Annotated in this window: 17 protein-coding genes and 1 pseudogene; 7 read left to right on the plus strand and 11 right to left on the minus strand. The window is 67.1% G+C overall.

Features of this window, described 5'->3' with window-relative positions:
* Nucleotides 1-185 precede the first annotated feature (185 nt).
* On the minus strand, nt 186-884 hold the full coding sequence (locus tag AVW09_RS11605; protein ID WP_156496075.1) for a nucleoside-diphosphate sugar epimerase: 699 nt from the start codon (nt 882-884) through the stop codon (nt 186-188).
* A gap of 33 nt (nt 885-917) precedes the next feature.
* Between AVW09_RS11605 and AVW09_RS17730 the strand changes: the two genes are divergently transcribed.
* Nucleotides 918-1,427 carry a hypothetical protein gene (locus tag AVW09_RS17730; RefSeq protein WP_156496076.1) on the plus strand — a complete coding sequence of 170 codons (510 nt, stop codon included), beginning with the start codon at nt 918-920 and terminating at the stop codon, nt 1,425-1,427.
* A 334-nt stretch (nt 1,428-1,761) separates the two neighbouring features.
* Here the strand turns inward: AVW09_RS17730 and AVW09_RS18470 are convergent.
* Nucleotides 1,762-2,249: pseudogene (locus AVW09_RS18470) on the minus strand (MmyB family transcriptional regulator).
* Between AVW09_RS18470 and AVW09_RS18255 the strand changes: the two are divergent.
* Nucleotides 2,152-2,442 carry a hypothetical protein gene (locus tag AVW09_RS18255; protein WP_231901833.1) on the plus strand — a complete coding sequence of 97 codons (291 nt, stop codon included), beginning with the start codon at nt 2,152-2,154 and terminating at the stop codon, nt 2,440-2,442. The pseudogene AVW09_RS18470 and the gene AVW09_RS18255 sit on opposite strands and share 98 nt — an antisense overlap.
* Before the next feature lie 13 nt (nt 2,443-2,455).
* Here AVW09_RS18255 and AVW09_RS18260 read toward each other — a convergent pair whose 3' ends face one another.
* The 5 genes from AVW09_RS18260 to AVW09_RS11635 form a co-directional block, all read right to left on the minus strand.
* Nucleotides 2,456-3,523 carry a hypothetical protein gene (locus tag AVW09_RS18260; protein WP_231901827.1) on the minus strand — a complete coding sequence of 356 codons (1,068 nt, stop codon included), beginning with the start codon at nt 3,521-3,523 and terminating at the stop codon, nt 2,456-2,458.
* Nucleotides 3,524-3,525: 2 nt separating this feature from the next.
* Nucleotides 3,526-4,167 (minus strand): ATP-binding cassette domain-containing protein, encoded by a 642-nt coding sequence (locus AVW09_RS11620; protein ID WP_442922746.1) that lies wholly within the window; start codon nt 4,165-4,167, stop codon nt 3,526-3,528.
* Nucleotides 4,155-5,051 carry a peptidoglycan-binding domain-containing protein gene (locus AVW09_RS11625; RefSeq protein ID WP_082822942.1) on the minus strand — a complete coding sequence of 299 codons (897 nt, stop codon included), beginning with the start codon at nt 5,049-5,051 and terminating at the stop codon, nt 4,155-4,157. The genes AVW09_RS11620 and AVW09_RS11625 overlap by 13 nt, the downstream gene beginning before the upstream one ends.
* A gap of 130 nt (nt 5,052-5,181) precedes the next feature.
* Nucleotides 5,182-5,811, minus strand: a complete 630-nt coding sequence (locus AVW09_RS11630) for a hypothetical protein (protein ID WP_156496077.1) — start codon at nt 5,809-5,811, stop codon at nt 5,182-5,184.
* Between the two features lie 612 nt (nt 5,812-6,423).
* Complete coding sequence (locus AVW09_RS11635; protein WP_063258288.1) at nt 6,424-7,185, minus strand: alpha/beta hydrolase; 762 nt, start codon at nt 7,183-7,185, stop codon at nt 6,424-6,426.
* A 185-nt stretch (nt 7,186-7,370) separates the two neighbouring features.
* Here AVW09_RS11635 and AVW09_RS11640 point away from each other — a divergent pair, with 185 nt between their 5' ends.
* A complete protein-coding gene (locus AVW09_RS11640) occupies nt 7,371-7,949 on the plus strand; it encodes a hypothetical protein (RefSeq protein WP_063258289.1) in 579 nt (192 codons plus the stop codon).
* A 42-nt stretch (nt 7,950-7,991) separates the two neighbouring features.
* Here AVW09_RS11640 and AVW09_RS11645 read toward each other — a convergent pair whose 3' ends face one another.
* Nucleotides 7,992-8,285 (minus strand): hypothetical protein, encoded by a 294-nt coding sequence (locus AVW09_RS11645; protein ID WP_156496078.1) that lies wholly within the window; start codon nt 8,283-8,285, stop codon nt 7,992-7,994.
* Nucleotides 8,282-8,821 (minus strand): PadR family transcriptional regulator, encoded by a 540-nt coding sequence (locus AVW09_RS11650; RefSeq protein WP_063258236.1) that lies wholly within the window; start codon nt 8,819-8,821, stop codon nt 8,282-8,284. Before AVW09_RS11650 ends, AVW09_RS11645 begins: the two co-directional genes overlap by 4 nt.
* Before the next feature lie 56 nt (nt 8,822-8,877).
* Here AVW09_RS11650 and AVW09_RS17980 point away from each other — a divergent pair, with 56 nt between their 5' ends.
* The 4 genes from AVW09_RS17980 to AVW09_RS11670 all read left to right on the plus strand — a co-directional run bounded on the left by AVW09_RS17980 (nt 8,878) and on the right by AVW09_RS11670 (nt 10,903).
* Nucleotides 8,878-9,153: a hypothetical protein gene (locus tag AVW09_RS17980; RefSeq protein WP_063258237.1), complete on the plus strand. Its 276-nt coding sequence runs from the start codon at nt 8,878-8,880 to the stop codon at nt 9,151-9,153.
* A 10-nt stretch (nt 9,154-9,163) separates the two neighbouring features.
* Complete coding sequence (locus tag AVW09_RS17985) at nt 9,164-9,457, plus strand: YciI family protein (RefSeq protein ID WP_063258238.1); 294 nt, start codon at nt 9,164-9,166, stop codon at nt 9,455-9,457.
* A gap of 153 nt (nt 9,458-9,610) precedes the next feature.
* Nucleotides 9,611-10,015 carry a hypothetical protein gene (locus tag AVW09_RS11665; RefSeq protein WP_231901828.1) on the plus strand — a complete coding sequence of 135 codons (405 nt, stop codon included), beginning with the start codon at nt 9,611-9,613 and terminating at the stop codon, nt 10,013-10,015.
* 45 nt (nt 10,016-10,060) lie between these two features.
* Entirely contained in the window at nt 10,061-10,903 is an 843-nt protein-coding gene (locus tag AVW09_RS11670; RefSeq protein WP_063258240.1) for a formate/nitrite transporter family protein, read from the plus strand.
* 18 nt (nt 10,904-10,921) lie between these two features.
* On the opposite strand, the gene AVW09_RS11675 is transcribed toward AVW09_RS11670, so the two are convergent.
* Together AVW09_RS11675 and AVW09_RS11680 are read right to left on the minus strand one after the other, a co-directional pair.
* Complete coding sequence (locus AVW09_RS11675; RefSeq protein ID WP_063258241.1) at nt 10,922-12,514, minus strand: ABC transporter permease; 1,593 nt, start codon at nt 12,512-12,514, stop codon at nt 10,922-10,924.
* Complete coding sequence (locus tag AVW09_RS11680; protein WP_063258242.1) at nt 12,511-13,419, minus strand: ABC transporter ATP-binding protein; 909 nt, start codon at nt 13,417-13,419, stop codon at nt 12,511-12,513. Before AVW09_RS11680 ends, AVW09_RS11675 begins: the two co-directional genes overlap by 4 nt.
* Nucleotides 13,420-13,492 lie beyond the last annotated feature (73 nt).

Genomic DNA, 13,492 nt, shown 5'->3' on the forward strand with positions numbered 1-13,492 from the left:
CCCCCCCCCCCCCCCCCCCACGAATCGTAGCGACGCGACCGTCGACGCCGCCTCGTCCGCCCAGTCGCGATGCAACTGGCGCGTTTGCCAGCAGAGGAACAGCAACCGCATCGGGTTCGGACGCGTCGCCGGATCATCCGGATGGATTGCACGCCCGACCAGCAACGCCCCCAGCGAACTACCCTTCAGCCCGCGAACGCCGGCGCGATGACCTCCTCCGCGAACTGGCGGAACGTCGTCGGGGTCGTGTTCTCGGGAGTGCGGGGCACGACGAGGTCAAGACCGTTCTCTTTCGCGGCATCCAAGTCGATCATCGCCTGGGCGACGGCATCCGAGAATCCGTAGCCGATCAGGGTGTTCTTGGTCTCTTCGCGCGAGCCGCGCTCGTACCGGATCGGCGTGCCCAGCACCTCGCTGAGCGTCGTGGCCATCTCGGCGAGCGAGATATCAGCGGCGCCCAGGAGGTCTACCGTGTCCTGCCCGACCCACCCGCGGTCGCGCAGCAGCCGGTCGGCGACTTCCGCGATATCCCGCGTCGCGACCGCGGGAAGCGCGAGGTCTGTCGGGTGCGTGCCCGTCAGAACCCCCGCGCGCAGCGACGGCAGCTGGCGCAGCACGTTGTCCATGAACGACGGGTTTGCGAGCGCCCGCACGTGCACGCCGGTCGAGCGGAACAGATCCTCCATCGCGAGCGACGCCGACACGTGACCCGCGTACACCCCCGAACCGCGCCCGAGCGCCGACACGATGACCACGCGCTCCACCCCGTGCCGATGCACGGCCTCCGCCCCCGGGATGCTCGCCGTCACATACGTGTCGAAGATGTCGGTTAAAGGTCGCTTTGTCAGTGATGTTGTTGGATGGACCGGCAGATAGGTGCTCACGGGAAGGTCGTGTCGCTGGCTACAATCCCAGTCATGACCGAGCAGACGCAGCCCGCCCCGACGCCAGACGAGGCGGGTCGCGCTCGCTTTGCCCGTGTTCGACTTCTGAACGAGGAGCTTGACAAGCTGACGACCGACGCCGCAGACCGTACAGCGAGCGTGACCAATAAGGCGTCATTTCTTGCAGTCTCGGCCGGCGTGCTGATAGCCGCTTCTACCGCGCAGCTCTGGACGCGGCTCGCGTGGTTTGGTGTCGCAGCACTGGCACTCGCCTGCGTCGCCCTTGCCTGCGCTGCCGTTGCGGTACGCCCAGGTAAACGTCTGGGCATCCAGGCGCGGCGCCTTGTCGACCGTTTCGTGGATAGCCCGTTCCCAGCAATGCAGGTCGAATCGTTGATCCTCGAAGACAAGGCGAATTCCCTGGTCCAGCGAGAAGAGGATTTGCGCGGTCGCGCTTTCTGTGTCTGGTGCGGATTTGCTGCGCTCGCTGTCGCTGCGGCGTCGCTGACCGTAGTATTTGCAGGGGAAGTGCTTGGAGGGTGAGCTATGGGACGACCTGACTACGAAGATAGCGCCGCGGGCGGTGAGTACGATGCGGGTCATCTGTATGCAGTTGGCGACTCGACGGGCTCCCTGACCGCTAGCGGCGCTCGCGACCCTGGCTCCGTCTCTGGCAGGCTTCAGGAAAGCGACAATGGGACGCCCTGACTACGACGATTCTGTCGCCGGAAGCGATGACCCACCGGCACACCTGACAACGCAGGGCGACACCACTGGGTGGCTTCAGCATGGTCATGACCTGGGCGAAATCGAGTTCCGCGGCCGGGAGTGATGGCGTGGCGGTCGAGCTCAGCACCCCTGCGCGTGCACAGAGTGATCAACCGCGCAGCGCCAGCGCATCCGCCGCCGCGCTCCCCACCGCCGCCGTGTGCGTCAGCAACCGTTGGCCGTTGCTGTCGGGGAGGTGCAGCACCTCGTAATGCAGGTCGAGGTCGCCCACCTGCGGGTGGTGCAGCCGCTTCGTCCCGCTCGAACACAACCGCACGTCGTGCTTCGCCCACAAGTGCGCGAACTCCGACTGTTCATCGACAACGCCCCCACCAGCTCGGCGAGCGCGCGATCGTCCGGATACTGCGCCGCGACGAACCGCAGCGACGCGACCGCCGACGCCTCCTCGTCCGCCCAGTCGCGATGCAGATCTCGCGTGTGCGGGTCGAGGAACAGCAGCCGCATCTGGTTCGGACGCGTCGCCGGATCATCCGGATCCGTGAACGCCAGATGCCCCGCCACCAGCGCATGCCCCAGCGGATTCCACGCCAAAACGTCATTCCGCCGCCCCAGCAACAACGCCGGCACCGACGGCATCGACCCCAGCAACGCCAACGCCCCCGGCACCGCCACCTCCGCACGCGACACGCGCTTCCGCCGCGCCGGAACCGGACGCGCCAGCGCGAACAGATGCCGCCGCTCGTCGTCGTCGAGGTCGAGCGCCCGCGCGAGCGCCTCGATGATCGCGTCACTCGCGTTCGACGACTGCCCCTGCTCGAGCCGCGTGTAGGTCGGAGCGCGATTCAGATCCGCCGCTTGAACGATCGGAAGAGACGGCTCTCGGACAAGAAGGCGATCGGCGCGATTCCGCCCAGTACGGCTCCAAGCACTGCCACCACAATGCTTGAGACGTAGGCCGGCAGTAGCTGGTCGGTGGCCGCGGGGAGGAGCAATCGAACGATCCACGCAACCACCGCGAAGGCCGCCATGCCGACGACGAAGACCGTGATGAGTGACTCGAAGAGGGTCACCATCACGAGATCGATGTGCGTCGCTCCGGCATGCAAATTGCTCGACATCTCAAGGCGCCGGCGGGCCGTTGCCCCGGCGGCCACGATCGCCGCGACCACGACGACCGCTAGCAACCCGTACTTGCTCGGCCTCTCCTGGAATTCGCGGTACCCGTCGGCTCCAACGTGCACGGCGGGGTTGAAGGCAGAGATCTGGATATCGGCCGTCGTCACAGCATCGGGAGCGACGGCAGTGCGGAGCAGGTCGTCGTAGCTCGAGCCGGCTCCCGGCGGCGTCTCCATCCAGCACTCGGACGCCATCTTCATCACCGCGAGGTCTACGAACGCGTTCGCCAAACGGGGATCGCGCCCGTCGGTCTCGTCGAACTCGAACGTCCCCAGCAACTCGCCGCGTCCGGAGTCGGTCTCGATAAGGCTTCCCGTGTGCATCCCCCATTGCTCCGCAAGGCTCGTCGGGAGGTAGAAGCCCGCCCGGTCGACAACGTCGATACCCAGGAGGTCCGCTGCCCCGGGAGAAAGTGCGTAGTGCGGAACCTTCAGTCCCGGCATCGCATCCATGACCACAGGAGCCTGCTCCTGCACGGCGCCCGAAGCCACGACACCAGCGATTCGGCCCAGCCGTTCACACGCGTCGACATCGACACCATCGCGCGCGACGAGGACGCGCACCGCGCCCCCGGCCTCTCGAAACGACTCGGCCTTCGAGGAGATCAGCACCACGCTCACGGTGTCGAACAAGATCGCGACGAGCACGACGACAAGAATCACGACGGCGAGAAGACCCGACCGTGCGGTTCCCGTTCTGACATTCGCGAACGCCTCGCCGATCGGAAACGACACCCTCACCTGGTCGAACTCGCATTCCGTCGGCGCAGGCCCTCCAGATCCAACCGGTACTCGCACGCGTTCATGGTCTGCGCATCATGGGTCGCCACGATGACGATGGCTCCCCGCATGGCCAAGTGACGCAGCACACCGTTCACCACTTCGGCCGCCGCACGATCGAGCTGGGCGGTCGGCTCGTCGACCAAGAGCAGGTCAGCCTTCGTCGCAACGGCGCGCGCGAGCATCAGCCGCTGAGCCTCACCCCCCGAGAGGCTGGAGAATGCACGCTCCGCGACGGCCGTGAGCCCGAACAGGTCCAGGATGTGTGTCGCCTCTTCGAGAGCGTCGGCTCTCGAAGAGCCTGCCGCGGCGAGGGGATAGATGACGTGGTCGACCGCCGCGCGGTGGGGCTGACCGTGGGGGTTCTGAAAGATCCACGCCGTCCTGTTCACCCCTACCCGATTCACGGCACCGGACGACGGCTGCTCCCACCCCGCGATCAGCCCGAGCAAGGTCGACTTTCCGGAGCCCGAGGGCCCGGTCAGTGCCCACGATTGACCGCCGTGCATGTGCGCTTGCAGTCCGCAGAACAGGGGTGGCTGACCGTCGTACGCAAAGCTGAGACCCGAGAGCTCGACCCGCGAACTCACGCCGCGCACCCGGTGCCCGCGAGCGATGAACCCAGGACGACCTCGCTCGGCGTCGAACCACCGGGAAATCGCACCAACGTCGCGCCCATGCCCGTACCGACGATCTCCACCGGTACAGCGCCGACAGGACCCTCCACACACGCGGCTGATCCGGACACATCGAACAGAGCCGCCGGTGGGAGGGAAACGACCTGGACGGGTGTCGCGAGGGCGCTCTGCGCGGTGAGTGGCGTGGATTCGATCGCTGCGAGCGTTGCCGCGAAGGTGGGCGCGGATTGGATGTCGCTGACCTGCTCAGGATCATCGACCACGCCGTCTTCTGAGAGGCTGGCCTGTACGCCGAGTACCGTGACCCGACGCGGACCCGGCACCATGACATTGTCGACGTCCTGCACGACGCGAAGTGACCGCAGATCACCACGGACGGTCGCGAAGAGATCTCCTCCTGCATAGGTCTGCCCGAGCGAGAGCGAACATTCGCTCGGGACGGTCTGCGCGTTCGGAATCCACAGAATCGACGAGAGCAGCAGGGAACCGTCCGCCGGCTCGATACCGCGGTCTCGTTGAAAAGCTGCGACGGCGTCGTGAAGATCTCCGCCATACCTTCCCGACGCGGAGACCGAGTATTCGAGGTCGCGGAGTGCGACCCGCAACCCGTCAACGTCCGCTCCTTCCGCGCCCCACGTGATGTCGCGATAGAACGGCTGCTCGCTCGCGAGCGCTGCTACGGGCTGACCGTCGATCCGCATCGCGATGTCTCCGCTTCCCAGCACTCGACCCTTGCTGCAGGCCAGGGCCGTCACTCGTCCGCTCGCCGACGAGCTGAGCTCTATGGACGGAGACATGTCCATCTCGAGCGGCAACGTTCTCGGGTCCGCGAAGGCCGAGGTCACGACCTCGAAGGTCGTGGGCCGGTTCCCCGGGGCGAGACTCGTCGGCGGAGATGGGAGGGCGGCATACGCCAGCAGTGACCCGGCTGCCAGGCCGACCGTTACGACGAAAGCGATGAGGAGGCGCGAGACTTCACTCCGAATCGTCAATGTCGTACACCATCCCTGCCGCGTAGAAGCACGACTTCACACCCAGGTCGTGCGCATCGAAGGGGTACTGGTTCCGGTGGCTCTCCGTCAGGAAAGCCGAGACCTGGGCGACCGTGACATCACTGGTGATCAACGAATGATCTTTCAAGCACGTATATGCGATTGTTGCTGGATCTGAATAGAGGCCGGGGTTGCCTTGCTGAGTCTCGTACCCCATCACCACGAAGACCGACGTGTTCTCTCGACAGAGTTGATCCGCTGTCATCAATGCATCCACATCGTCAACAGCGGGTGGGGGCTGCACGTTTATCACGCCCGTCGAGTACCGAGTTCGCTGGAGCTCATACCCGGAATCAGACATGCAGGAGATGTACAGGTCGAGCGCTTTTTGATACTGCGCTTGGGTGATGGATCCCGTCTTCACGGCCTCTTCGAGAACATCCCGGTCATAGTCCGTGGCCTCCGGCGAAGAAAGCCACTGAGAGAAAAGATCCTGCAAAGACGAAGCGATTTTTGCAGTCGAACTGCCGTCTTGCGCTTCGGAGCAGCCGCTCATGGCAACAGTTGCTGACACGAGCAATGCGGCAGTAAGAAATGGGGTGGCGCGTCTCACGCGAACTCCTCGCACGATAAGTGGGCCCCCACCTGAACACGTGAGAGCCCACAGTGGATTTTCAGTCGCAGAAGACCGAGTTCCCGCGTAAAATCTTGCCGTCGTGGGTCGTGCTGTAGCCGGTCCGGCGAGCAGACGTATTGCTACTACTGCTCACGCCCCACGTGACAGAATTTCCGAGTTGTGCGTATGCCCGGTAGACGGTGCTGTTCCCGGCCGCAGTCAACGCCCCGTATGCCTCGAACCAGTTGCTCCCGCAACTGTAGAAGACGGTGGCCGCGTGCGCGGGCGCCGCCGTGACCACGGCACCCGTCGTCATGAGCGCGAAAGCGCCCACAATCGCCGCAACACGAGAATTCCAGCGTCGCCAATTACCACTAGCCATATTTGCCCCTTTGAGTTTTCTGTATTTCATGCACCCGATTCCGACTTCGGACACACGCGGGCGAATCTATACGCCAAGCACGCATAGGGACTACTGATTTCGCCCACAGGATCACCCCGGCAAATGTCTTGCGCAGAGGCACACGCAGATGACGCATACGGCGGGGCCGGAGCAGGCGAGGCACAGCGCGATGCGGGAACACCCCGCTTGCCGACAAAGGATCGCTCTTACTGGGCCACGGTTGCGCCTGTGAGGTGCCGGACGAAGAACCTCCCGGCATCCTTCCCCGCGAACGCGGGAACGCCCGTGTGCCCGCCCATGTTGGCGACGAGCGTCTTCTCGTGCGAGCCGAACGCGTCGAACAGGTCCAGGGCCGCCTGACGGTCGTTGCCCTCGTCATCCCACTGCAGAAGGACATGGATCGGGATGCCGGTCCCCCGCGCCTCCTCCATCGTCGAGCGGGGCACGTAGCTTCCGGCGAAGAGCCCCGCAGCCCCGATGCGCGGCTCGGTGGCGGCGAGGCGGACGCCGACGGCGATGACTCCGCCGGAGAAGCCCACTCGTGTGCCGATCTCGGGGAGCGCGAGAACCGCGTCGAGCGTCGTCTGCCAGTCCGGGACGGCCTGGTCCACGAGCGGCAGGATGAGCCGGTCGATCACGTCCGCGCTCGGCGTCTCGCCCGCGGCGAGCGCGGCGCGCAGGTCGGCGCGCGCCTCGTCCGCACCGGGAAGCGGTGGGCGGTCGCCGGTGCCGGGGAGCTCGATTGTCACCGACGCGAAGCCCTCTGCCGCGGCGGCTGTCGCGCGGGCGACGAGCCGCGGGTACATCCGGCGCGTGCCGAAGTCGCCGGGCTGGTTCAGGAGGAGCAGCGGCACCGGCGAGGACGGGGTGGCGGTGGGTGGCATCCACAGGATGCCGGTGAAGTCGGCGAGCGTGAATTCGCGCTCGAGGACGCCGTCGTCGAGCAGGGTGTGTGTAGTGAAGCGCATGATCATGCCTTTCGGGAGCACCGGGTGGGGGGCTCCCGGGCGACCTAGCGCCGGACCGTGACTCCGCGGAGGAGCACCCACGTCGATTCGTTCACGGGGACCACCTCCTCAGGCTTCAGCACGGATGGATGAACTGTATCCCGCCGGTCTGGCCCGTGTCGGTGCCCGGGAGTACGGTCGGCGCCATGAAAACGGACGAGCTCTTCCTCCTCTCCGACGCCGCGCTGCGCGACGTCATCGACCGCATCGATCCCGCCGACTTCTCGGCCCCCGCGCCGCAGGAGTGGACGCAGTTGCCGTCGCCCACGCTCCGCGACATCATCGGGCGCCACGCCTACGACGAGGCGTGGATCCCCGACGTGATCGCCGGACGCGCTGCCGCCGACGGTGACCCGTTCGCCGACGCCGACCTGCTCGGCGACGACCCGATCGCGTCGTACGACGCTCTCAACGATGCGGCCGGGACAGCTGTGCGTTCTGGTCAGTTCGCGGAGACGTTCCGGTTCACGTACGGCGACTACACCGCCGCCGACGGCTTCTCCCACCTGTCGATGTACCGCGCGTTCCCGGCCTGGTCGATCGCGAAGCACTTCGGCATCCCGTTCCACCTCTCCCCCGAACTCATCGCCGGACTCAACGAACACGTCGTCCCGTACGCCGACGAGTGGCGGCAGTGGGGCGTGTTCCCGCCCGCGATCGAGCCGCCCGCCGGCGCGGACGAGGAGACGCGGCTGCTGTGTGCGGTGGGGTACTGGGTGGAGTAGACGGCTCGCGCCGCGACGCCGTCCGCGGGACCGATGGCACGGTCAGGCGGCGACGAGCGCGAGAACGAGAAGCGCGTAGATCACGGCCGCCACGAGAGCCAGCAAGCCGCTCATCCACTGCCACCGTGTACGGACGGCCGCAACCACGAACGCAATTGACAGCAAGAGCCACACCCCCGCATGCCCCCACCGCGGTAACAGGGCCAGAGGTCCGGTGAGATGTGGCGCGGAGACACCGTCCCCGGCGGCGAGGAACACCACGGCCACGGCGCCCGCGACGACGGCAGCGCCGCTGAACACCCGTCGCCTCAGATGATCGGAGGACGAACTCGTCATTCGCTTGCCGCCCTCTCTCGCGATGCGAGCTCCGAGAACCAACGCCCGGTGGTGGTGTAGTGCGTGATCCCCTGCTCGAGCACCAGCCGCTGGTAGCGGATGATGTCGGCCAACTCGGACGGGATACGTGCCGAGTCGATGACATCCGCGATGCCGTTGAGTTCCGTTGCCTTGGCGTCGTAGAGCGCACCGAACCGGTCGAGGACCTCGGGCCGATCTTCGCTGTCCACCAAACCCAGGAAGAACAGCCGACCCAGGATGCCGGTCTCCACATCGCTGGCATCCGGCTCGGATTTCAACCACTCGAGGAACACGCGGCGCCCGTCGACCGTCGCCGAGTAGACGACCTTGCGCCGACCCTGGCCCGAGGGCTCCCCTCGCTCGATGAGTCCCGCGTTCACCAGCCCCGTGAGCGCCGAGGTCAGACTGCCGAAACTCGCCCGGTAGAAGAGCGAGACGGACGTCTCGAACTGTTTTCGCAGTCCGTACAACGTGTCGGGCCGGAGGAGGAGGAGTCCCAACACCACGAATTTCATGTTCCCAACAATATCTCGAATAGGTATATTGTTGCGAGCCAAGAGGAGGCAAGGAAATGGTCACGTGGCTCTGGCTCGCCGTCACCGGGGTGTCCCTCACCGTGGCCGTGGTGTTGATCGTGCGCGGCGACGGTTCCCGCGTGCAGAAGCTCCAGCCCGTGCATGCGGCGGTCTGGGTGCAGTTGGCGCTGGCGTTCGGTTTCGCGGCGATCCTGGGCGGTTGGAACGTCATTTCCGGCGGCATTGCGGGGTGCGCCGCCGCCACCTACGTCATTTTCCTCGCGCTCCTGCGAAACGCGACCACCCCTCCCCGACACCAAGACCGACGATGAACGGAGCCCCATGAGCACCTTCGCCTACACCTTCGCTCCGCGGCGGAGCGACTTCCTCACCACGATGAGCGAGGCCGAGCGCAGCGCATTCGGCGGCCACGTCGGGTATACCGATGAGTTGTTCGCCGCCGGTGTGATCCTCTTCAAAGGAGCCGCACAGGATGGCTCCCTCGGCATCGTCGTCTTCGAAGCCGACGACGACACGTCGGCACGTCGGATCGTGGATGCCGACCCTGCCTCCTCCGTGACGGACCTGGAGATCCGGCTCCTGCCGTTCTCCGTCGCAGCCATACGGAGTCGATGACGCCTCTCCGACGCCGCGCTGCGCGGGGTCGTCGATCAGATCGATCCCGCCGACTTCTCGGCGCCGGTACCGAAGGACTGGAGTCAGCTCGAGTCGCCGACTCTGCTCGGCATCCTGGGCCGGCACGCGTACGACGAGGCGTGGATCCCCGACGTGATCGCCGGACGCGCCTCCGCGGACGGCGACCCCTACGCCGACGCCGACCTCTTGGGCGACGACCCGATCGCGTCGTACGACGCGCTGAATGACGCGGCTGGGGCGGCTGTGCGTTCTGGTCAGTTCGCGGAGACGTTCCGGTTCACGTACGGCGACTACTCCGCCGCCGACGGCTTCTCCCACCTGTCGATGTACCGCGCGTTCCAGGCCTGGTCGATCGCGAAGCACTTCGGCATCCCGTTCCACCTCTCCCCCGAGCTGATCGCCGGGCTCAACGAACACGTCGTCCCGCACGCCGACGAATTGCGACAGTGGGGCGTCTTCCCGCCCGCGATCGAGCCGCCCGCCGGCGCGGACGAAGAAACTCGGTTGCTGTGCGCGGTGGGGTACTGGGTGCCGTAGACGCGCGACGGCCCCGGCGACACGGGCGACTGCGAGACTGGCACGATGAGCGACTCGCGCGAAGCACGCGCAGAGCAACGACGCCAAGACGGCTCCAACGACGAAGCGGTCGAAGAAGAGATCGAGGTCGAGTTCGAAGAGGTCGTCGGCGAAGGAGCCGAGCGACTGCACCGGACGTTTCGCGCGACCCTCGTCACCGGCTTCCTGGGCGGAGTCGAAGTCGGCGTCGGCGTCCTCGTCTACCTCGGCATCCTCCCTGAAACGGGCGACCACCTGCTCGCCGGACTCGGCTTCAGCGTCGGATTGATCGCGCTGCTCCTCGCGCACAGCGAACTCTTCACCGAGAACTTCCTCATGCCGGTCGCCGCACTCGTGGCCCGCGAGGGCACCGTGATGCACATGCTCAAGCTCTGGGGCGGCACCCTGCTGGCCAACCTGATCGGCGGGTGGCTGATCATGGCGATCATCGTCGCGGCGTTCCCCGACTGGCATCCGGTGCTCTCCGAAACCGCCCTGCACTTCATTGATGCGCCGTTCAGCCTCGAGTTCGCGGCGCTGGCGATCCTCGGCGGAGCCGTCATCACGCTCATGACCAGAATGCAAGCCGGCACCGACTCCGAGCCCGCGAAGATCGTGGCGGCCGTCGCCGGCGGATTCATGCTCGCGGGGTTCCAGCTGTTCCACTCGATCCTGGACTCGCTGTTCGCGTTCGGAGCGATCATCAGCGGGGCCCCGATCACCTACCTCGACTGGCTGCTGTGGTTCCTGCCCGTCCTGGGGCTGAACCTCGCCGGCGGGATCTTCCTCGTCACCCTGCTGCGCATCGTCCGCACGGGTGAGCTGTTCAAGCTCCGCCGCCGCCGGAACGAAGAACGCAACGACCGGTAGGGGTCGGCGCACACCCACTCACCGGGCGATGTCGCGCCTCCGGAACGCGGCGAACGCCAGCGCGAGAAACACCGCGACCACCGCGACCGTTCCGAACACCCCGGTCAGGTCGGCACCCTCCTCGATCACCGGAATGTGCCAGAACGGGCTGATCGCCAGGACCTCATCGCTGAAGTCGAACGTCGGCCCGAGGATCGTGAGACCGAACGTGGCGACGACGCCCACCCAGGCCACCACGGCCACGTGCGGACGCGCCGCCAACACGACAGCGGCGAGCGCGACGAGCGACCACACGGCCGGGAGCGACGCGAACGACTGCAGGAACGCCCCGTCGAACGTCAGCCCGATGTCCGCCCCGGCCGCCAACAGCGCCACGAGCACCCCCGCGAGCAGGACGCACACGGTCGACAACCCGAGAGCCATGACGAGGTTGCTGCCGAGATACGTCGCGCGGTGAATTCCCCCGGCGAGGACGGGTTCGACACGATCCGCGGCCTCCTCGGTGCGCATCCGGAGCACGACCTGCACGCCCGGAATCGCGGCGAGGATGCCGATGAGACTCATCACCGTGAGCAGGAACGCCGACATCAGCTCGTCCGACGTGGTCGCCCCGGCCGCGAGCACCTGGGCCACCGCGGGGTTGTCGCCGAGCAGATCCTGGATCGACGTCACGAAGTACCCGAAGACGAGCCCGAGCGCGAGGAACGCGATCACCCACACCACCGCCGACGGAGCAATGAGACGTGCGGCGAGCGCCCCGGTCGAGCGGACGCGCCCGCGCGCGGGCCCGGGGCGCGGCGCGATCACCCCCTGCCCGAAGTCGCGACGCGCCTGCAGGGCGAACGCCGCCGCCACCAACGCGGCCGCGAACACGACCGCCCACAGCAACGGCCACCAGTCATCGCCGCTGGCCGGGCGCGTCTCGGTCATCCACCCGAGGGGATTCGCCCACAGCGTCCACTCGGGCGCCTCGACCGCGTAACTGAACCCGCGCAGCACGAACAGGACGCCGAGAACCCCGACCGCCAACGAGCTCGCCGTCCGCGCCTCCGATCCCAGCTGCCCGGCGACGGCTGCGACACCGGTGAACATCCACCCCGTCGCGGTGAACGTCGCTCCGAGCAGCAGCGATGACCCCACCGCTCCCCCGCACGCGATGGTCGCACCGGCGGCGACGATCCCGATCACCAGCGAGCCGATCGCCGCCATCGCCACCCCCGAGAGCAGCCGCGACGCCCGGCTCAGCACCCCCGACGCGAGAAGCTCCGCCTGACCCGAGTCCTCCTGCTCGCGCGTCGCCCGCACCACCGTGAAGATCGCACCCAACGCGGCCAGGAAGCCCCCGAGCGCCAGCGACCGCCACGCGGCAAAGCCGTCGCTGGTGGTCAGATCGAACGCCGGCCCGAGGATGAGACTCAGCGCGGGGTTGGCGCCGACGGCGGTCGCCAGCGCGGTGCGGTCGGCCTCGTCGGGAAAGATCCACGGGAAGACGAGAACCGAGGATGCCGCGAGCACCGTCACCCCCACGGTCCACGGCGCGAACGAGCGGCGTGCGTCGTACCGGATCGAGGCCCGCAGCAGAGGGCCCGTGCCCGCGATCGTGTCGTTCATCGCGCAGCCTCCGCCTCGGGTTCGGACTCGTACAGGCGCAGGAAGAGCGACTCGAGCGACGGTGGCTCGACGGTCAGTGCCGACAGGCCGGCCGCGGCGAGCGCCGTGATCGCCTCGCCGATGCGGGCGGCGTCCGCGGTCGCGCGCACCTGCGACCCCTCGACGTGCACGTCGTGAAGGAGGGCGAGGGCCGCCGCGTCGGGAGCCTGATCGAGGGTGGCGTGGATGGCCGTGCGGGCATGGCCGCGCAGTTCGGCCAGCGTCCCCGTCTGCACCGTCCGGCCGCCGCGGATGATGGAGATGCGGTCGGCGAGCGTCTCGACCTCGGCGAGGATGTGGCTCGACAGCAGAACCGACACTCCGCGCGCCTTCGCTTCGGCGACGACGTCCTGGAACACCGCCTCCATCAGCGGGTCGAGCCCGCTCGTCGGTTCGTCGAGGATGAGCAGCTCGGCATCCGAGGCGAGGGCGGCCACGATCGCCACCTTCTGGCGGTTGCCCTTCGAGTACTGACGCCCGCGCTTCGTCGGGTCGAGCTCGAACCGCTCGATGAGTTCCCGTCGTCGCGCCTCGTTCAGCCCGCCGCGCAGCGACCCGAGCAGGTCGATCGCCTCGCCGCCGGTCATGCTCGGCCACAGCGAGACGTCGCCGGGAACGTAGGCGAGACGCCGATGCAACCGCACCGCGTCGCGCCACGGGTCACCGCCCAGCACCCGCGCCGTACCGCCATCGGCACGCAGTAGCCCGAGCAGGATGCGGATCGTCGTCGACTTCCCCGCGCCATTGGGTCCGAGGAAGCCGTGCACCTCGCCCGCGTGCACCTCGAGGTCGATATCGGTGAGCGCCCGGAACCGCCCGAACGACTTGGTGAGCGACGTCACGTCGATCACGGGGTTACCTGTCATGGCCCTTCCTCCTGTCGATGTGGCGCCATCGTAGCGTGTTAATTCCTCGCGTGGGGAAATAATTCTCCACGCG

The organism is Microbacterium sp. T32, assembly GCF_001619615.1.
Taxonomy (GTDB): domain Bacteria; phylum Actinomycetota; class Actinomycetes; order Actinomycetales; family Microbacteriaceae; genus Microbacterium.